Here is an 18,512-nt window from a genome sequence, read left to right on the forward strand (position 1 = left end):
CAGGGCGAGTCAGACGGCGAGGATCGTGCCCGCGCCGACCGTCAGCCCGCCCTCGCGGACGGCGAACCCGAGCCCCGGCTCCAGCGCGACCGGCCGGCCCAGCTCGACCCTGACCTCGACGGTCTCGCCCGGCTCGGCGGGCCCGTCCAGGAGCAGCTCGCCGGGCACGTCCGTGGTCCGCAGGTAGAACTGCGGCCGGTAGCCGGAGGCGATCGGCCGCCGCCGCCCGCCCTCCTCCGGCGTCAGGAGGTAGACGCGGGCGCGGAACGACGTCCGCTCGCGCTGGCTGCCCGGCTCGGCCAGCACCATGCCGCGCCGCACCTGCTCGCGGCGGACCCCGCGCAGCAGCACGGCCGCGTTGTCGCCGGCCTCGCCCCGCTCCATCGTCTTGCCGAACGTCTCGACGCCCGTCACGACCGCCGTGAACCCGTCACCGAACCCGACGGCCTCGACCGTGTCGCCGACCCGCACCGAGCCGCGCTCGATGGCGCCGGTGACGACCGTGCCGCGGCCGGTGACCGTCAGCACGTTCTCGACCGGCATGAGGAACGGCGCGTCCACGTACCGGACCGGCACGGGGATGTGCTCGTCCACGGCCCGGAGCAGCGCCTCCACGGAGGCGGTCCAGACCGGGTCGCCCTCCAGCGCCCGCAACCCGGACACCCGGACCATCGGCACGTCACGGTAGCCGTGCGCGGCCAGCAGGTCCTGCAGCTCCAGCTCGACCAGGTCGGTGAGCTCCGGGTCCGCGCCGTCGGCCTTGTTGACGGCCACGACCAGGTGCTCGACGCCGACCCGCCGGGCCAGCAGCACGTGCTCGCGGGTCTGCGGCATGATGCCGTCGTGCGCGGACACGACGAGGATCGCGCCGTCGAGCTGCGCCGCCCCCGTGATCATGTTCTTCACGTAGTCGGCGTGGCCCGGCATGTCCACGTGGGCGTAGTGGCGGGTGTCGGTCTCGTACTCGACGTGCGAGATGTTGATCGTGATGCCCCTGGAGGCCTCCTCCGGGGTGCGGTCGATCCGCTCGAACGGCGTGTACGTCGCCTGCCCCCGCTCGGCCAGCACCTTCGTGATGGCCGCGGTCAGCGTGGTCTTGCCGTGGTCGACGTGCCCCATCGTGCCGATGTTGAGATGCGGCTTGTTGCGTACGTAGGCCTGCTTGGCCATGGTTCCTTCCTCGACTGCCCGGTGTGGTGTGTGACCCGTCCGAAGGGGCTGACGACCTCCCCCCGCCGGGTCACTTCGGGACTCACGGGAAGAGGTCAGCGCTCCAGGCCGCCGCGGGCACGCTCGCAGGCGCCCGGCAGTGCGGGCGTCACGGGGCGAACGTGCGGGAACATGAGGACCATGGTGCGGTGATCAGCACGTGACCGCAACGCATTATTCCCCCGAGGAGAGGACCCCGCGTGGCCGACGTCATGGACCGCAGCAGGCTCGCCGAACTGATCGCCGCGTACGAGGTGCCCGGGTCGGCGCTGGCCTGCCTGCACCGCGGCGAGCTGACCGAGCTCGCGGCCGGCACGCTCAACGCCGCCACCGGCGTCGAGGCGACCCCCGACTCGCTCTTCCAGATCGGCTCGATCACCAAGGTGTGGACCGCGACCCTGCTCATGCTGCAGGCCGAGCGCGGCCGGCTCACCCTGGACACCCCGGTGCGCGAGGTGCTGCCGGACTTCCGGGTGGCCGACGAGGAGGTCAGCGCGGCGGTCACCGTCCGCCACCTGCTCACCCACACCAGCGGCATCGACGGCGACCTGTTCCTCGACACCGGCCGCGGCGACGACTGCGTGGCGAAGTACGTCGCCGCCTGCGCCGACCTGCCCCAGAACCACCCGCTCGGCGCCACCCAGTCCTACTGCAACGCCGGGTTCGTGATCGCCGGCCGGATGCTGGAGCGGCTGACCGGCAAGCGCTGGGACGACCTGGTCAGGGACGAGCTCGCCGAGCCGCTCGGCCTCACCCACACCTGGACGCTGCCCGAGGACGTGCTCCGCTTCCGCGCCGCGACCGGCCACCTCGACGGCGGCGCGCCCGCCCCGCGCTGGGGCCTCATGCGGGCCATGGGCCCGGCCGGGCTCATCTGCGCCCGCCCCGCCGACGTCGTCGCCTTCGCCCGCGCCCACCTGGAGGGCGCCCTGCTCGCCGACCCGGCCGCGATGCGGGAGCCGCAGGTGGACATCCCCAACCCGCACACGCTGGGCCGCCAGTGGGGGATCGGCTGGGTCCTCGACGAGTGGGACGGCCACCGGGTGATCTCCCACGGCGGCAACACGATCGGCCAGCACGCCATGCTCTGGGCCGTCCCCGGCACCGGCACGATCGTGTGCGTCACCGCCAACGGCGGCCACTCCGGCGCGTTCACCCGGGCCGTCGCGACGGAGCTGTTCGCCCAGCTCGACGGCCTCACCGTGCCGCCCGCGCCCGAACCGCCCGCCACGCCGGTCGAGGTCGACGCCGCCCGCCACGCCGGCGTGTACGAGCGGACCGGCCACCGCATGACGGTGACCGGCCGCGACGGCGGCCTGCGGCTGCGCCTGGAGACCACGGGGGAGCTGGCCGACCTGGCCGAGCCCGAGGAGTTCGACCTGGTGGCCGTGGACGAGGCGACGTTCGTCGGCCGGCCGCGCGGCGGCCCCGCCTGGGCGTCCGCCGTCTTCTACGAGCTGCCGGACGGCTCCCCGTACGTGCACTTCGGCGCCCGCGCCACCCCCAGGACGGCCTGAGCGCTCAGCGGGCGATCCACTCGGTGGAGGTGGTGACCTCCTTCAGCACCTCCGGCAGCGGCTCGACGCCGAGCCCCGGCCCGGCCGGCACCTCCAGGTGCCCGTCCACCAGCTCGAACGGCTCGGTCACGTCGGTCGCGAAGTAGCGCCGCGACCCGGAGGTGTCGCCCGGCAGCGTGAAGCCCGGCAGCGCGGCGAGCGCCACGTTCGCCGCCCGGCCGAGGCCGGTCTCCAGCATGCCGCCGCACCACACCGCGACCCCGTGAGCCCGGCACAGGTCGTGCACCCGCCGCGCCTCCAGGTAGCCGCCCAGCCGGCCCGGCTTGATGTTGACGATCGAGCACGAGCCGAGCTCGATCGCGGCGGCGGCGTGCTCGGCCGACTCGATCGACTCGTCCAGGCAGATCGGCGTGCGCAGCCGGCGGGCCAGCCTGGCGTGCTGCACCAGGTCGTCGTTGGCGAGGGGCTGCTCGATGAGCAGCAGGTCGAAGGCGTCCAGCTTGGCCAGGCGGGGCGCGTCGGCCAGGGTGTAGGCGGCGTTGGCGTCGACCTGGAGCAGCACGTCGTCGCCGAAGCGCTCGCGCACCGCGCGCACCGGCTCGACGTCCCAGCCGGGCTCGATCTTCAGCTTGATCCGGACATAACCCTCGTCCAGGTAGCCCGCGACGGCGTCGAGCAGCCTCGGGATCGTGTCCATGATGCCGACCGACACCCCGCACGGCACCCGCGTGCGGGACGCGCCGAGGAACCCGGCGAACGACTCGCCCGACGCCCTGAGCTGCGCGTCGAGCACGGCGGTCTCCAGGGCCGCCTTGGCCATGCGGTGCCCCTTGATCGGGTGGAGTGCGCGGCCGACCGTGTTGGCGTCCAGGTTCGCCGGCAGGGCGGGCAGCAGGAAGCGGCGGATCACGTCGGCGGCGCCGTCGACGTACTCGGGGGAGTAGAGCGGGTCGGACATGGCCACGCACTCGCCCCAGCCCTCGGCCTCCGGCGTCACGACCCGCACGAGCAGGACGTCGCGGGAGGTCTCGGTGCCGAACGAGGTACGGAACGGCGCCACCAGCGGCATCGCGATGCGCCGCAGCTCGACTCCAGTGATCTTCACGCTCTCTCCACAACGTAGTAGGTCCTGCCGCGGAACCCGGTCACGGCGCGGCCCTCGGCCATGAGCCCGCCGAGCACCTCGCGCACCGCGTGCCGCCAGGACTTGGCGGCGCCCGGGTCGGCGCCGCGCAGCCGCTCGATGTCGGCCGGCACCGCCACCAGCACCGTATCGGCGTCCGATGACCCGGTGACGGGCCGCCCGCCCTCGTCGGTCAGCGCCACCACCGCGTCTCCCGCCTCACGGGCCGGGGCGGGGGAGTCCTGGACGGGCCATTCGGTCAGCAGCCGGTCGGACTCGTCGCCGCGGTTGATCGCGTCGGCCATGACGCCGTAGAAGTCCGGCAGGTACGCGATCGGCCGCGCCCCCAGCTTGGCCAGGTTGAAGTGGGCGTTGCGGCGTACGAGGGGGTCGTAGGTCCAGGTGACGCGCTCCAGCCCGTGCTCGGCGGCCCAGCGCCGCTGGTGCAGCTTGAGCGCGTGCCCCGCGCCGGGCGCGACCGCGCCCGTGACGTGCGAGTGCAGCGCGGCCCCTTCCGCGAGGAACCCGACCGACGCCCCCACCAGCCGCTCGCCGTCGAACGCGCCGGCGGCGTACCCGCCGGCGTGCGTCAGCGCCCGCATCAGCTCCACCGTGACCGGCGGAGCTCCCGGCCCGAACCGCCAGATGGCCTCGAACAGCGCGTCGACCCGCTCGAACTCCGCGATCTCGCGCAGCTCCCTGACCTCGAACACCCGCAGCCGCCCCTTCCCGCACGGATCAGCCCACCTGGGCTTTCATGGCGACGTTACGCCATGGGCGCGATGCGGACCCGGCGCGGGGCCTCCTGGCTGAGGCGGACCGCGTCGAGCGGCACCGTCACCTGCGGCGTGCGGTAGCGGCCGCCGGCGAAGCGGTCGGCGAGCGCCGCTCGCACCGCGGCGGCCGTCACGTGGCCGTCGAGCGAGCTGCGGCCGTCGCGGCCGATCTCGACCGCGCACGGGCCCGGCTGCGCGGCCAGTGCCAGCCCCGCCACCGCCGCCCCGGCGAGGGCGCCGAGGTCGTCGCCCGTCCAGCCGTAGTGCCACATCCCGGCCGCCATCACCGGCGCGGCCGGGCAGGAGCCCGGCTCGATGAGCACGACGTCCATGCCCCGGAAGAGCTGCCCGGCGATCTCCTCGGCGCCCCGGGCGACCCGGGTGCCGGCGCGCAGCCCGGGGAAGTGCGGCACCTGGCCGCCGACCGAGAAGATGAGCTTGATGCCCGGCTCCGACGGGCCGGGGCCGCTGTCGCGCCACCCGCAGGCGACGAGGTCGGCGGTGCCGGCCGACCTCCAGGTGCCGATGCGCAACATGAAGATTGACTACCCTTCGGAACGGCCGGTGACACACGGTCACGTCTAACGCAGGCTCCACACGTCGAGCCTGCGCAGCACCCGCGACACCACGGCCGGATCGGCGCGCGGGTCGCGGCGGGCCTCCAGCACCTCCTGACGGGCGGCCGACAACATCTCGCCCTGCACCCGGCGGACCAGCCGGACGCGCTGCGCCCGCGCCTCGTACGCCTCCCGCCGCTCCTCCTCGCCCGCCTCCGGGCTGATCCGCGGCCCGAACCCCAGCATGCGCCGGTTGAGCTGCTCCAGCACGTCCTCGGGAAGGTCCTCGGCCTCGTCGATCTCCCGCAGCCGCCGCTTGGCCGCCTTGGCCGCGGCGCGCGCCAGCCGTTTCTCCAGCTCCCGCTCGGCCGCGGTGTCGGCCTGGACGCCGAGCCGCGACACCAGCCACGGCAGCGTCAGCCCCTGCACGACGAGCGTGACCAGGATGACCGCGAACGAGATGAACACGATCGCCGACCGCTCGGGGAACGGCCTGCCGTCGGCCAGCGTGAGCGGGATGGCCAGCGCGAGCGCCACCGACGCCACCCCGCGCATGCCCGCCCACCACATGACGACGGTCTCGCGCCAGCTCAGCGGGATCTCGCTGTCCTCGTGCCGCCGCCCCTCCGTCTTCTTCGCCACCCAGGCCGCCGGCAGCAGCCACAGAAGCCGGACCAGCACCACGGCCGCCACGACGGCGGCGCTCCAGCCGAGCAGCGGGCCGAGCCGGTCCGCCTCGATGCCGAGCACGGTGTGCAGCTCCAGCCCGATCAGCCCGAACGCCACACCCGTCACCAGCGTCTCCACGACCTGCCAGAACGTACGGGCGGCGAACCTGCCCATCACGTCGTCGGCGTCGACGGTCCGGTCGGCGAGGAAGAAGGCGCTGGTCAGCACGGCCAGCACGCCGGAGCCGTGCAGCTCGTCGGCCAGCGCGTAACTGATGAACGGCACCAGCAGCGACAGCCCCACCTGCAGCGTGGCGTCGCCGAGCAGGTCCATCAGCTTCGAGCTCAGCCAGCCGAGCCCGAGCCCCACCAGCACGGCCACCACCGCCGACAGCGCGAACTCCGCCAGCGCTCCCGGCCAGGAGAAGGTGCCGGTCACGGCGGCCGCGATCGCCACGTGGTAGAGCACGATGGCGGTCACGTCGTTGAACAGGCCCTCGCCCTCCAGCAGCGCCACCATGCGCCGGGGCAGCCCGAGCCGGCCGGCCACCGCCGTCGCGGCGACCGGGTCGGGCGGCGCGACCAGCGCCCCGAGCGCCACGGCCGCGGCCAGCGGCAGGCCGGGCACGAGGGCGTGCGCGACCGCCGCCACCACCGCCGTCGTCACGAACACCAGCGCCACGGCCAGCAGGAAGATCGGCCGCCACTGGGCCGCGAACTGCCGCCACGACGTGCCCCGCGAGGCCGCGTACAGCAGCGGCGGCAGCAGCAGGGGCAGGACGATGCCGGGCGGCACGTTCACGTTGGGCACGAAGGGCAGGATCGCCATGAGGATGCCGAGCAGGGTCATCAGCACGGGGGCGGGCAGCCCCAGCCGGTCGCCGAGCGGGACGGTGATCAGCGCGCCCAGCAGCACCAGCATGAGCAGCACGAACTGGTCCACCGCCACCCCCATGTGATCGACCGCGAACCAGCGTAGCCGAGCCGGGTCAGGCGAACAGGGCGGGCCCGTACCTCAGCACGATCAGCAGCGCCAGCGCGAGGAGCCAGATCGTCACGGCCAGCGCGTCGAGGTCGGCGGCGACGGCCCGGCGCAGCGCCCCCTGCGCGCGGCGGGGCAGGTACAGGTTGCCGTCGCGGATGTTCACGTGCGTCAGCGTGGACCACACGAGCGTCGTCGAGACGGTCACCAGCAGGCACCACGGGCACAGCGCGCCGATGACGTACATCGACTGCGACAGCAGCCAGTACGCGAACACCAGCCCGAGCGTGTAGACCACCTGCGCCGCGCACATGAACCAGCGCGGGAAGCGCGCCCCACCGAGCGCTGCCGTCGCGATCGTGATGACGACCGGCTCGCAGACCAGCCCGAGGAAGGCGTTGGGGAAGCCGAACAGGTGGGCCTGCCACGAGCTGCCGACCGTGCCGCAGCTCACCACGCTGTTGATGTCGCAGGACAGGTCGGCGGCCGGGTCGGCGGCCAGCCGCAGCGCGTCCACCGACAGCACGAACGACGCGGTCAGGCTGAGGCACGCCGACAGGAGCATGGTGCCGTAGAGCCAGCCGTTCGAGTGCCGCAACGCGTGCAGCCGGGGGAGCACGCCGATCGTGGGGCTGGTCACCGGGCCGCCGCCGTCAGCGCCTCGGTGAGGGGTCCGGCGGTGTAAAGATCGCCCTGGAACGCCTTCCCGTCGATCCGCACGGCCGGCGTGCCGGTGACGCCCGACGCGAACGCCGCCCGCGTCGCGGAGGCCGCCCACGCCTCGAAGGTCCGCTGCCCGAAGGCGGTCACCACGTCCGCGGGCACCCCGGCCCCGCGCGCCAGCTCGGCGATCCGCTCGTCGGTGAGCCCCTCGCCGCCCTCGGCCGGCTGGTACGCGAACAGGGCCGCGCTGAACGCCAGGACCTTCTCCGGCGCGCGGTCGGCGACTGTGGCGACGGCGTTCGCGGCCCGCGTGGAGTAGCGGGTGCCGCTGCTCGCCTGGTCGAGGAAGGCCAGCGGGTGCAGCTCCAGCCGTACGGCGCCGGCCTCGACCAGCCGCGCCACCTCGGCGCCGTTGGCCGTCTCGAAGCGCCCGCAGAACGGGCACATGTAGTCGAGGTAGACCTCCAGTTTCACCGGCGCGTCGGCGCGGCCGAGCGCGAGCGCGCCGCCTGCCGTCGCGATGGCCGGGGCCGGGCCGGACCCCGCGGCGGGGGAGGACGTGCTCCCCGCCGCGTTCACGAGGGCGATCACGATCGCCACCACCAGTCCCGCGATGATCAGACCGCCGCCGATCGCGACCAGGTGGATCCGTCTCCTCCTGCGCCGCCCGGCGGCGGCGCGGGCCTCGCGCAGCTCGCGCGACCTGCTCCGTGCCTCGGTGCTCATGGCTGCCAGCCTCGGGCATCGGGGCGGGCGCGCACCTGGGCCGAAGGGTCCCGATCTTGAGGCCGTTGGTCCCGGATCGGGCGATCCGCGCTACCCCGTCACCGGTCGAGCACCTGGAGCGGCGGCGGCCCGCCGCTCAGCACCAGCGGCCCGGACTCCGTACACGCCACGACGTCCGCCACCCGGGCGCCGAACAGGTCGGGCACGTAGATCGCCGGCTCCAGGCAGAGCGTCATGCCGGCCGCGAGCGGCGTGTCCTCGCCCAGCCACGGCCCCTCCTCGGGGCCGAGGCCGACGCCGCGCCCGGCGTGCGCGGCGGCGAAGCGGCCGTAGCCGCTGGCGTCGATGACCTCGCCGACGGCCCGGGCGACGGCGCGGGCGGGCGCGGGCGGCCCGGCCGCCGCCAGCCCGGCCCGGTGGGCGGCCACCACCACCGTGTACATCGCCTCGAAGTCCTCCGGCGGCTCGGCGACCGCGAACACCCGCGCGACCTCCGCACAGTAGCCGCCCCACCGGCCGCACACCGACACCGCCAGCGCGTCCCCGGGGTTGATGACCCGGCCGCCCGGCAGATGCGCGGGCCTGGCCGTGTGCTCGCCGGCCGCCACGCGCAGCGCCAGCACCTCCTCGCAGCCCGACTCCAGCGCCAGCAGCCGCAGCCGGGCGGCCATCGCCCGCTCGGTCGCGCCGAACCAGGCCAGCTCGCGCGCCTGCCGCAGCACCTCCTCGGCCCGCAGCGCCGCCCGCTCGACGGCGGCCACCTCGTGCGGCTCCTTGCGCAGCCGCAGCGGCGCGAGCACCGCCGACGCGGGCACCAGCTCGGCCTCGATCGTCATGCCGAACAGCTCGCGCACCCGCATCTCCGGGTCCACCCCGACCCGCCGCGCGCCCGGGGGCACCAGCGCGGCCGGGTCGCCGGTCTCGACGGCCGCGTCCCCCGTCACGACGAGGAAACCGGCACCGTCCCGGCCGCCGAGGAAGCGGAAGTCCGGCGAGGGCCGCAGCACTAAGGCGTCCACCCCGGCCGCTGCCATCGCGGCGCGGGCGGCGGCCAGCCTGGCCGCCCGCCCGGCCTCCGGCAGCGGCGTCACTTCGGCTCGTGCAGCCAGCAGGCGACCGGCCCGAACGCCGGGTCCTCCTCCCGGCACCGGTCCATGACCAGCGGGCAGCGCGGATGGAAGCGGCATCCCGCGGGCGGCGCGGCCGGGTCCGGCACGTCGCCGGGCAGCTCCGCGGGCAGCACGCCCATCCCGTCGGGATGCGGGATGGCCGCCAGCAGCGCCTTCGTGTACGGGTGCCGCGGCTCGGCCCACACCTCCTCGGTGCGTCCGATCTCGACGATCCGCCCCAGGTACATGACGGCCACCCGGTCGGCGATCAGCCGCACCACGGACAGGTCGTGGCTGATGAACAGCAGCCCCGCGCCCGACTCCACGGCGAGGTCGCGCATGAGCCTGGCCACCTGCGCCTGCGCGGAGGCGTCCAGCGCCGAGATGGGCTCGTCACCGATCAGCAGCCGCGGCCGGGCGGCCAGCGCCCGCGCGATCGCCACCCGCTGCCGCTGCCCGCCGGAGAACTCGTGCGGGTGCCGGCTCGCGAACTCGCGCGGCAGCCCCACCCGTTCCAGCAGGTCGGCGGGGGAGGTGGTGGTGTCGCCCGCGGTCCGCAGCCCGTCGGCGATCTGGTCGCCGACCCGGCGGCGCGGGTTCAGCGACGTGTACGGATCCTGGAACACCATCTGGACGCCGGTGTGCCGCCGCCGGCGCAGCCCGAGCGGCGTGACCGGCTCACCTTCGAAGGTGATCGACCCGCCGCTGACCGGGCCGAGCCCGCACACCGCCCGCGCCAGCGTGGACTTGCCGCACCCGGACTCGCCGACCAGCCCCACGACCTCGCCGGGGCCGACCCGCAGGCTCGCGCCCGCCACGGCACGCACCGGAGGCCGGCCGGAGGTGCGGTGCTCGACGACCAGGTCGTCCACTGCCAGCAGGGGAGCTGTCGTGGGCGCAGTCGTGGGCTGGGGGGTCATCGCACCTCCGCGTCGGGCAGGGACTCCAGCAGGGACCGGGTGTAGGGGTGCTCCGGCCTGCGCAGCACCCGGACCCGCGGCCCGGACTCCACGACCAGGCCGTCCTTCATCACGCTCACCTCGTCGGCGACCGCCGACATGACGCCGAGGTCGTGGGTGACCAGCAGCACCGCGAGGCCCAGCTCGTCGCACAGGCCGCGCAGCAGGCGCAGCACGCCGGCCTGCACGGTCACGTCGAGCGCGGTCGTCGGCTCGTCGGCGATCAGCACCTTCGGCGAGCAGGCCAGCGCCACGGCGATGGCGATGCGCTGCCGCATGCCGCCGGAGAACTGGTGGGGATAGCGCCGGTAGGCCTCCTCGGCGCCCGGGATGCGGACCTTGCCGAGCAGCTCCACGGCCCGCGCCCGCGCCTCGGCCTTGCCGAGCCCGAGGTGGTGGCGCATGTGCTCGGTGAGCTGCCGGCCGACGGTCAGCATGGGGTGCAGGCTGGTGGCCGGGTCCTGGAAGACCATGGCCACCTCGCCGCCGCGTACCTTGTTGAGCTCCTTGGGCGGCAGCGTCAGCAGGTCGCGCCCGCCGAGCCGGATCGCCCCGGTGGCGCGCGAGCCGTGCGGCAGCAGCCCCAGCACCGCGAGGCCCGTCATGGTCTTGCCCGACCCGCTCTCGCCGGCCAGGCCGTGCACCTTGCCGGGCTCCAGCCGCAGGTCCACGCCGCGCAGCACGTCCCGGCCGCCGATCGTCACCTTGAGCCCGGCGATGTCGAGTGCCGTCACAGCGCACGCTCCTTGATCGCACGGGCGGTACGCGGGTCGAGCGCGTCACGCAGGGTGTCGCCGAGGAAGTTGAACGCCAGCACCACCGTCAGGATCGCCAGTCCGGGGAACGTCGCCACCCACCAGCTGTCGAACACCTCGACGCCGGAGGCCACCATCGCCCCCCACTCCGGGGACGGCGGCTTGGCCCCGAGCCCCAGGAACGACAGGCCCGACAGCAGCAGCAGCGCCGTGCCGATGTCCAGGGTGGCCAGCACCAGCACGGGGCCGGTGATGTTCGGCAGCACGTCCACCCGCAGCGAGCGCCACACCGAGAAGCCCAGCAGCCGCCCGCTCAGCACGAACTCCCGCTCGCGGATCCCCAGCACCAGCCCGCGCGTGACGCGGGCGTAGGAGGGCCAGGCGACGACCAGCACCGCCAGCACCGCGTTGGCGAGGCTCGCGCCGAGCGCGGCCGCCACCACCATGGCGAGGATCACCGTCGGGAACGCGAACACCAGGTCCGCCACCCGCATGATCGTCTCGTCGGCCCAGCGGCCGAAGTAGCCCGCGCAGGCGCCCAGCAGGCCGCCGATCGCCACCGACAGCACCACCAGCAGCAGCGTCAGCGGGATCGACACCCGCGCGCCGTAGAGGACGCGGCTGAGGATGTCGCGGCCGAGCTGGTCGGTGCCGAACCAGTGCCCGGGTCCCGGCGGGGCCAGCCTGGGCAGGTCCTGGGCGAGCGGGTCGTGCGGGGCCAGCAGCGGCGCGGCCAGCACCACGACCAGCCAGATCGCGGCCAGCACCGCGCCGCTGACGGCCAGCGGCTGCCGCCACGCCTCGGGCAGCCTCGCGAGGAGGCTCGCGCGTCTCATTGCAACCTCACTCGGGGGTCGATGACGCCGTACAGGACGTCCACGACCAGGTTGATGGCCAGGTAGACGACGCCCACGACCAGGCCGACGCCCATGACGGCGGGCAGGTCGAGGGTGGTCGCGCTCTTGTACGCGTACTGGCCGATGCCGGGCCAGGCGAAGATCGCCTCGACCAGCACCGTGCCGGACAGCAGGGAGCCGAAGGCGAGGCCCGCCACCGTGATGATCGGCACCAGGGCCGAGCGCAGCACGTAACGGAAGAGGATCACCCGGCCGGGCAGGCCCTTCGCGCGGGCGGCCCGCACGTAGTCCTGTCCCAGCACCTCCAGCACCGCCGAGCGGGTGAAGCGGGTGAGCAGGCCGATCGTGTAGAGCGCCAGCACCAGGGCGGGGGTGACCAGGTGCCCGGCGGCGGAGGCGAAGATGTCCCACCGGCCGGCGAGCAGCGCGTCCACCGTCTGCAGCCCGGTCACCGGCGGGGCCGAGCCGAGCGCCACGTCCACCCGGCCGCTGCCGGGGGTGATCTGCAGGCGGTAGAAGAACACGTAGAACGCCATCAGCGCCAGCCAGAACGTCGGCACCGAGATGCCGATGAGGCTGACCACGCGCAGCGTGTGGTCGGCGAGGCGGTCCCTGCGCAGCGCGGCGACCACGCCGAAGGCCACGCCCAGCACCAGCGACACCAGGATCGCCGCGCCGGCCAGCTCCAGCGTCGCCGGCACGAACTCGGCGAGGTCGGCGGCGACCGGCCGGTGGCTCTGCTGGCTGGTGCCGAAGTCGCCGTGCAGCAGGCCCTGCAGGTGCAGGAGGTACTGCTGCCAGAGCGGCTTGTCCAGGCCGTGCTCGGCCCGCCACTGCGCCACGATGGCCGGGTCGCCGAGCGCCCGCTGGCCCAGGTTGGCCGCCACGGGGTCGCCGGGCACCAGGTTCGTCAGCACGAACGTGACGAGCGTGATGCCCCAGGCCATGAGCACGGCGAGCAGCACCCGGCGCACGAGGAACCGGGCGAGCGGGGGCACCCGCCGCCCGGTCCGCTCGCGCGTCGCGTCCGGCTTCATCTACTTCGCGCCGAGGTCGGCGACGTCGACCGTCCACACCGGGTGGTACTCCAGCCCGGTCACCGACGCGGCGGTCACGATGTTCTGGCTCGCCTGGATGAGCGGGACGAACGGGCCGGCCGCGTTGAGCTTGTTCTGCATGTCGGCGTAGGCGCTCTTGCGGGCCTCGTCGCCGACCGCCTCGGCGGCCTTCACGCCGGCGGCCTCGATCTCCTTGGCCGCGCCCTCCTTCCAGCCGGCGCGCAGGCCGACCGTCTTGCCGGGCAGGAAGGCGAGGTAGTCGCTCGGGTCCGGGTAGTCAGGGCCCCAGTACCACAGGCCCATCTCCTCCTTGCCGTTGCGGTAGTTGTCGAGCGCGGTCGTCACCGGCGCGGGCTGCAGGTCCACCGTGATGCCGACCTCCTTGAGGTTGGCCTGGATGCGCTCGGCGAGCGGCTGGAACGACAGGCCGTTCACGGTCAGCTCGCTCGGGTACTCCAGCTTCACCGTGGGGTTCGACAGGCCGCTCGCGGCGAGCGCCGCCTTGGCGCCCTCGACGTCCCGCTTGGGGGCCTGCTCCGGCGGCAGCGCGCCGAGCAGCTGCGACGGGATGATGCCCGGCGCCTGCGTGGCGCCCTCGCCGGCCAGCTCCAGCAGGCCCGCGTAGTCGACGCCCTTGCGCACGGCCTCGACGAACTTGGGGTTCGGCGTGGTCTTGCTGATCGAGGAGTCCTGGTTGGCCAGCAGGAACAGCACGTTCGCCGAGGCGGTCTTCTTCACCTGCAGCGTCGAGGGCATGCCGGTGACCTGGTCGCCGGACAGGTTGAGCGCGATCTGGCTGTCGCCGCGCTGGACGTTCAGCTTCTGCGTGGAGGCCTCGACGTTGCGCAGCACGACCTTGTCGTAGGTCGGCTTGGTCCCGTAGTACTTGGGGTTCGCCTTGAGCGTGACCTGGCTGCTGACGTTGAACGACTCGATCGTGTACGGGCCCGACCCGGCGGAGCTGGAGTTCAGCCACTGCTCGGCCTTGTCCTGGGCGTCCGCGGTCGCGCCGTGCTCCTTGGCGAGCTTGCTGTTGAGGATGCCGAGCGCCGGGTTCGGCAGGATGTACGGCAGCGCCGGGTTGGCCGCCTTCGACGTCAGCGTGATCGTCGTGTCGTCGGTCTTGGCCACCTCGATGCCGTCCAGCAGGAACGACGGGGTGCCCTTCATGTCACGCACGCGGGTCAGCGAGAACACCACGTCGTCGGCGGTGACCGGCGAGCCGTCGGCGAAGGTCGAGCCCTGCTTGAGCTTCAGGGTCAGCGTCTTGCCGTCCTCGCTCAGCTCGTACGACTCGGCGAGCGCGGGCACCGGCTTGGTCACGTCGGCGCCGTCGAAGGTGAGCAGCGTCTCGTAGACGGCCTTGCCGACGATCAGGCCGGTCGGCTCGTACGTGCGGCCGGGGTCGGCGGTCTTCAGGTCGAAGGACGTGTCGATGACGAGCGTCTTGCCGCCGCCACCGCCGCCGTCCGCGGGGGCCTGCGACGACGTGCCGCCGCTACCGCAGGCGGCGAGGGTCAGCGCACCGGCGAGCAGCACGGCCGCCTTCTGCGAGCGGGTCGCCATGGAGGTCCTCCAAGATCTGGACGTTCAGTTGGGAGATGCCGAGGATTGTGCGGCAGATCGTCCAGGTACTGTGCGGTCGCTGAGACGTATATAAAGGTCAGTGAGGTAATGATGAGTGAAATTTCCAGAAATGGGCACAGCGGGAGCGGTCAGCCTGGACGGATCGGCATCGGTCTCGAGCTGGACGACATCCATTTGAAGATCCTTGAGATCCTGCGGGAGAACGGCAGGATCTCGGTCGCGGCGCTGGCCGAACGGGTCGGCATCTCCCGGGCCAACGCCTACACGCGCTTCGAGGCGCTGCGCGCGGACGGCGCGATCAAGCGCTTCACCGCGGAGATCGACCACGGGCGCGCCGGGCTCGGCATCACCGCCCTGATCTTCGTGACCGTACGCCAGCAGATGTGGAAGCAGTTCCGGGCCGAGCTGGCCCGGATGCCCGAGGTCGAATACTGCGCCATCACCACCGGCCAGCACGACGCCATGATCCAGGTGAGGGTGGCGGACGTCGCGGCCGTGCACACCATGGTCACCGACCGGCTGGCCAACATCCCGGCGGTCAAGGCCACCGAGACGGTGTTCATCCTGGACGAGGTGCTGCGGCGGCCGTACGTGCTGCCCGGCGACGGCCGCCAGGCCGCCCGGCAGGCACGCCGCCCGGCCCTCTCGGAGGAGCGGGACGACGTGCCGCTCGGCAAGATGCGCTTCGTCGGCGCCGCCGAGGGCCGGGCCGCCCTGCGCAAGGACGACTGAGCGTCTCCTAGCCGGCGAGTTCCCTGCACACGCTCACGTGCGGCGTGTCGTCGCCGTCGAAGCTGAACTCCTCCACCAGGCGCAGCAGCCCGTCCTCGCCGGTCTCCAGGCGGCTGCTGCTCCGGCCGGCGGCCGTGCCGCCCGCCTTCAACGCGTGCACGTACGAGATCTGCACGTTCTCGCCCTCACGCGTGCCCACGAAGCGCCCCTGGATGACGGTGTCGCCCGTGTAGCTGCCCCACACCAGCCCGTCGGACTCCCAGTAGTGGAACTCCGTCGGGCTGTCCGGGTCCACCGCGCTCGCGGTCGAGCTCACCATCACGAATTTACGGTCGTTGAGATTCACGGACCCATGGTCCACACATTTGCGGGACATCACCGCGCCGCTGGACGAATGGTCAGCGCCTCCGGTCATGCCGGCCAATCCGTCCAGTGGCGGGGCCGCCCCCGGCTCGCACCGACTCACGTTCGCACGCATTGCCACGGCTTTACCTTTCCGGGCCTCACGCCATCATTGCACGGTGTGATAGTAATGTGACACTGCGTATCCGGAGTTCTTCGGGAGATCATATGGTGGCGTACGCGCTCTCGATCCTCGCGGCGGGCGGTGTGGTGGTCCTCGCCGCGCTGCTGTTCCGCAAGGTCCGCCGGGCGGAGGACGACCGAGATCCCGGCGGCCCCTCCGCCGGTCACGCCGGATCGATGCTGTCGGCCCTGTTCCTGCTGGTGTTCGCCATCGCGATCATCGTGCCGTGGACCACCGCCGACGCCGCCCGGCAGAACACCCACGCCGAGAGCCAGGCCGCGATCAACGCCTACTGGGCCGCCGCCGCCCTGCCTCCCGACGACGCCCGCCAGGTCCGCTCCGCCCTGCGCGACTACATCACCTTCGTGGTCCGCGACGAGTGGCCCCTCATGGCCCAGGGCCACATGGACCCGGTCGGCGCCGCCCGGATGGACGCCCTGCGCGGCCGCGTCAGCGCACTCAAGGTCAGCGGCACCGCACAGGAGGACGCCAAGACCGACCTGCTCGCCAACCTCGGCGCCGTCTCCGGCGCGCGGGCCCAGCGCGCCGCCGACGCCGCCGCCACGCCGCCCGACGGCCTGCTGTTCCTGACCATCCTCACGGGGCTCGTGGTGCTCGTCTTCCCCTTCATGGCCGGGGCCCGGCCGCGCGGGCTCACCCTGCTGCCGTTGCTCGCCATGGGCGGCCTGCTCGGCTTCGGCGTCTACCTGACCTGGGACATCTCCCACGCCTTCGACGGCCCGCTCGCGGTGGGGCCGGAGCCTTTCCAGGCGGCGCTGCAGGAGTTCGCCCGGATAGGCGGGAGCATGTGAGTACTGACGATGGGCACGGCGCCGCGTCCCCGGACGAAGGGGGACCGGTGGGGGGTGGGTACCGCGTCGCGTCGTTGACGCTGCTCGCCGTCGCGCTGCTCGGCGCCGCGGTCGCCGGCCCCGTGGTCGCCGACGAGGCGCGCTCCGGGGCGGCGCTCGCCGCGTACTCCCAGGTCTCGGCGCACCCGCCTGAGCTGCCAGGCGGGCAGGCCCCGGGCGTGGGCCCGATGCACGCCGCCAGGGCGGCGGACGCAGGGGTGCAGGCGAGGAAGGTCCATGTCCGAGCTACGGCACCCGGCAACCGGGACGGCAAGATTCCGGTCGGCGGCTCCGTGCCCGGTGTCCGGGGCGGCAAGATCCCGGTCGGCGGCGCCGTGCCGGGTGGGCGCGGCGGCAAGGTCCCGGTCGGCGGTGCGGTGCCGGGGCCGCGGGGCCGCAAACTGCCTCGCGCCGGGGCGATGCCGCAGGTGAGGACGGGCAAGGTGCCCGACGGGAGATCCGTGCCCGGGGTGCGGGCGGGGAAGGTCCCGACGGGTGCGGCCGTGCGGGCCGGCAAGGTGTCGCGGGACGGGTCGGTGGCGGGGGTGCGGGTCGGCCAGGCGCCGGTTCCGCACGTGTCGATCGCCGGCCGGCCGCCGGGCGGGCGCCTCATCCCCAAGGTCACCGTGCCGGGGATGACGATCTACCCCAGGGCCGTGTGCGAGGGCAGCGTGCAGGTGGGGCAGTGCTCCCAGCGCGGCACGCCCCCTTCCACGCCCCGCCCGCCGGGCGCGCCGCCCGTCGTCCCGGCCCGCGCGTCGGTCCCGCCCACGCCCACGCCGACCCCGGAACCGACCCCGAGTCTCACCCCGCCGGCTCGCGTCAGGCAGGCCGCGGCCCCGCCGCAGGCCCGCCGCAAGAACCCGCTGGGCTCCGTCCTGGTCATGGTGGTCCTGGTCACCACGATCGCCTCCACCACCGCCGTGGCCTTCGGCGCCCGCCGCTGACTCCGCCGCCGCCCTCGCCGGTGGTGGCTCATGGCCGGCGCATGGCACACTGGCCGACGCGCTGTCGTCGGTACGCGCGGGCGGGGGAGAGGCCGTGGAGGAGCTGCTCGGGGGAAGCGTCAACCGGGTCGTCAGGGCCGGCGACACCGTACGCCGTCTGACCGGCCCCTGGACGCCGGCCGTGCACGCCCTGCTCGCCCACCTGGCCGAGCGCGGCTTCACGGGCGCGCCCCGCGCCCACGGCGTCGACGAGCGGGGGCGGGAGATCCTCGACCACGTGCCCGGCGAGGTCCCCGGCTACCCGCTGCCCGCGTGGGCGCTGGCGGACGACGTGCTGACGGACGTCGCCAGGCTGCTGCGCGACTTCCACGACGCGACCGTCGGCTTCCCCGCGGATCCGGGACTGACGTGGTACTTCCCGGCCGTGAGCCCGGCTGAGGTCATCTGTCACGGCGACGTGGCCCCGTACAACTGCGTGTTCAGGGACGGGCGGCCGGTGGCGTTCATCGACTTCGACACCGCGCATCCTGGTCCGCGGGTCTGGGACGTGGCCTATGCCGCCTACCGTTTCGTCCCGCTCTCCGATCCCCTCCAGCTGGACGGGCCCCCGGTGGACGGCCAGGCGCGCAGGCTGCGGCTGTTCGCGGACGCGTACGGGCTGGATCCCGCCGGGCGTGACGCGCTGATCGACACCGCGCGGGCCCGGCTCGCGCACCTGGTCCGGCACATGCGCGAGCAGGCCGCGGCCGGGCATCCCGGGTTCGCGAGCCACCTCGAACGCGGCGACGACCGCTTCTACCTGACCGACGACGAGCACCTCGCCCGGCACCGCGACACCTTCCGCCGGGCGTTGGGCGTCCCACCCCCGCGCTAGGGGTACCCGTAATCGTCATAAAGCGCATACCGCCGC

General features: G+C 73.8%; 19 protein-coding genes. 5 read left to right on the forward strand and 14 right to left on the reverse strand.

What is annotated here, in order from left to right; genetic code table 11:
- Positions 1-9 precede the first annotated feature (9 nt).
- Positions 10-1,170, reverse strand: coding sequence for an elongation factor Tu (gene tuf / locus ABD292_RS06635; protein WP_344206034.1), 1,161 nt, complete (start codon positions 1,168-1,170; stop codon positions 10-12).
- A 239-nt stretch (positions 1,171-1,409) separates the two neighbouring features.
- Between tuf and ABD292_RS06640 the strand changes: the two genes are divergently transcribed.
- Positions 1,410-2,726, forward strand: coding sequence for a serine hydrolase domain-containing protein (locus tag ABD292_RS06640; protein WP_344206035.1), 1,317 nt, complete (start codon positions 1,410-1,412; stop codon positions 2,724-2,726).
- A 4-nt stretch (positions 2,727-2,730) separates the two neighbouring features.
- Here the strand turns inward: ABD292_RS06640 and menC are convergent, their stop codons facing one another.
- The 12 genes from menC to ABD292_RS06700 form a co-directional block, all read right to left on the reverse strand.
- The gene (gene menC, locus ABD292_RS06645) at positions 2,731-3,831 is read right to left on the reverse strand and encodes an o-succinylbenzoate synthase (RefSeq protein WP_344206036.1); all 1,101 of its coding nucleotides are present in this window, start codon (positions 3,829-3,831) and stop codon (positions 2,731-2,733) included.
- A complete protein-coding gene (locus tag ABD292_RS06650; RefSeq protein WP_344206037.1) occupies positions 3,828-4,562 on the reverse strand; it encodes a GNAT family N-acetyltransferase in 735 nt (244 codons plus the stop codon). Before ABD292_RS06650 ends, menC begins: the two co-directional genes overlap by 4 nt.
- Positions 4,563-4,615: 53 nt before the next feature.
- The gene (locus ABD292_RS06655) at positions 4,616-5,161 is read right to left on the reverse strand and encodes an acyclic terpene utilization AtuA family protein (protein WP_329578763.1); all 546 of its coding nucleotides are present in this window, start codon (positions 5,159-5,161) and stop codon (positions 4,616-4,618) included.
- Positions 5,162-5,206: 45 nt separating this feature from the next.
- Positions 5,207-6,793, reverse strand: a complete 1,587-nt coding sequence (locus ABD292_RS06660; protein ID WP_344206039.1) for a Na+/H+ antiporter — start codon at positions 6,791-6,793, stop codon at positions 5,207-5,209.
- 46 nt (positions 6,794-6,839) lie between these two features.
- On the reverse strand, positions 6,840-7,472 hold the full coding sequence (locus tag ABD292_RS06665) for a vitamin K epoxide reductase family protein (RefSeq protein ID WP_344206040.1): 633 nt from the start codon (positions 7,470-7,472) through the stop codon (positions 6,840-6,842).
- A complete protein-coding gene (locus ABD292_RS06670) occupies positions 7,469-8,221 on the reverse strand; it encodes a DsbA family protein (protein ID WP_344206041.1) in 753 nt (250 codons plus the stop codon). Before ABD292_RS06670 ends, ABD292_RS06665 begins: the two co-directional genes overlap by 4 nt.
- 98 nt (positions 8,222-8,319) lie before the next feature.
- Complete coding sequence (locus ABD292_RS06675; RefSeq protein WP_344206042.1) at positions 8,320-9,312, reverse strand: M24 family metallopeptidase; 993 nt, start codon at positions 9,310-9,312, stop codon at positions 8,320-8,322.
- The gene (locus ABD292_RS06680; protein ID WP_344206043.1) at positions 9,309-10,250 is read right to left on the reverse strand and encodes an ABC transporter ATP-binding protein; all 942 of its coding nucleotides are present in this window, start codon (positions 10,248-10,250) and stop codon (positions 9,309-9,311) included. Before ABD292_RS06680 ends, ABD292_RS06675 begins: the two co-directional genes overlap by 4 nt.
- Entirely contained in the window at positions 10,247-11,023 is a 777-nt protein-coding gene (locus tag ABD292_RS06685; protein ID WP_344206045.1) for an ABC transporter ATP-binding protein, read from the reverse strand. Before ABD292_RS06685 ends, ABD292_RS06680 begins: the two co-directional genes overlap by 4 nt.
- Positions 11,020-11,880, reverse strand: coding sequence for an ABC transporter permease (locus ABD292_RS06690; RefSeq protein WP_344206046.1), 861 nt, complete (start codon positions 11,878-11,880; stop codon positions 11,020-11,022). The genes ABD292_RS06685 and ABD292_RS06690 overlap by 4 nt, the downstream gene beginning before the upstream one ends.
- Entirely contained in the window at positions 11,877-12,938 is a 1,062-nt protein-coding gene (locus ABD292_RS06695; RefSeq protein WP_344206048.1) for an ABC transporter permease, read from the reverse strand. Before ABD292_RS06695 ends, ABD292_RS06690 begins: the two co-directional genes overlap by 4 nt.
- On the reverse strand, positions 12,939-14,525 hold the full coding sequence (locus tag ABD292_RS06700; protein ID WP_344206050.1) for an ABC transporter substrate-binding protein: 1,587 nt from the start codon (positions 14,523-14,525) through the stop codon (positions 12,939-12,941).
- A 111-nt stretch (positions 14,526-14,636) separates the two neighbouring features.
- Here ABD292_RS06700 and ABD292_RS06705 point away from each other — a divergent pair, with 111 nt between their 5' ends.
- Complete coding sequence (locus ABD292_RS06705) at positions 14,637-15,278, forward strand: Lrp/AsnC family transcriptional regulator (RefSeq protein WP_344206441.1); 642 nt, start codon at positions 14,637-14,639, stop codon at positions 15,276-15,278.
- A gap of 7 nt (positions 15,279-15,285) precedes the next feature.
- On the opposite strand, the gene ABD292_RS06710 is transcribed toward ABD292_RS06705, so the two are convergent.
- Positions 15,286-15,624, reverse strand: coding sequence for an avidin-fold protein (locus tag ABD292_RS06710; RefSeq protein WP_344206051.1), 339 nt, complete (start codon positions 15,622-15,624; stop codon positions 15,286-15,288).
- A 224-nt stretch (positions 15,625-15,848) separates the two neighbouring features.
- On the opposite strand from ABD292_RS06710, the gene ABD292_RS06715 reads away from it, so the two are divergent.
- From ABD292_RS06715 to ABD292_RS06725, 3 genes are all read left to right on the forward strand, one after another.
- Positions 15,849-16,616 (forward strand): bestrophin-like domain, encoded by a 768-nt coding sequence (locus ABD292_RS06715; RefSeq protein WP_344206052.1) that lies wholly within the window; start codon positions 15,849-15,851, stop codon positions 16,614-16,616.
- A 47-nt stretch (positions 16,617-16,663) separates the two neighbouring features.
- Positions 16,664-17,602 (forward strand): hypothetical protein, encoded by a 939-nt coding sequence (locus ABD292_RS06720; protein WP_344206054.1) that lies wholly within the window; start codon positions 16,664-16,666, stop codon positions 17,600-17,602.
- 94 nt (positions 17,603-17,696) lie between these two features.
- Complete coding sequence (locus ABD292_RS06725) at positions 17,697-18,476, forward strand: phosphotransferase enzyme family protein (RefSeq protein WP_344206056.1); 780 nt, start codon at positions 17,697-17,699, stop codon at positions 18,474-18,476.
- Positions 18,477-18,512 lie beyond the last annotated feature (36 nt).

It is taken from the genome of Nonomuraea bangladeshensis, from assembly GCF_039529455.1.
GTDB lineage: Bacteria > Actinomycetota > Actinomycetes > Streptosporangiales > Streptosporangiaceae > Nonomuraea > Nonomuraea bangladeshensis.

Coding starts and splice junctions, on each gene's coding strand:
- ABD292_RS06700 (WP_344206050.1), bottom strand. CDS start 14,525: ATGGCGACCCGCTCGCAGAAGGCGGCCGTGCTGCTCGCCGGTGCGCTG.
- tuf (WP_344206034.1), bottom strand. CDS start 1,170: ATGGCCAAGCAGGCCTACGTACGCAACAAGCCGCATCTCAACATCGGC.
- ABD292_RS06655 (WP_329578763.1), bottom strand. CDS start 5,161: ATGTTGCGCATCGGCACCTGGAGGTCGGCCGGCACCGCCGACCTCGTC.
- ABD292_RS06670 (WP_344206041.1), bottom strand. CDS start 8,221: ATGAGCACCGAGGCACGGAGCAGGTCGCGCGAGCTGCGCGAGGCCCGC.
- ABD292_RS06705 (WP_344206441.1), top strand. CDS start 14,637: ATGAGTGAAATTTCCAGAAATGGGCACAGCGGGAGCGGTCAGCCTGGA.
- ABD292_RS06690 (WP_344206046.1), bottom strand. CDS start 11,880: ATGAGACGCGCGAGCCTCCTCGCGAGGCTGCCCGAGGCGTGGCGGCAG.
- ABD292_RS06715 (WP_344206052.1), top strand. CDS start 15,849: ATGGTGGCGTACGCGCTCTCGATCCTCGCGGCGGGCGGTGTGGTGGTC.
- ABD292_RS06680 (WP_344206043.1), bottom strand. CDS start 10,250: ATGACCCCCCAGCCCACGACTGCGCCCACGACAGCTCCCCTGCTGGCA.
- ABD292_RS06695 (WP_344206048.1), bottom strand. CDS start 12,938: ATGAAGCCGGACGCGACGCGCGAGCGGACCGGGCGGCGGGTGCCCCCG.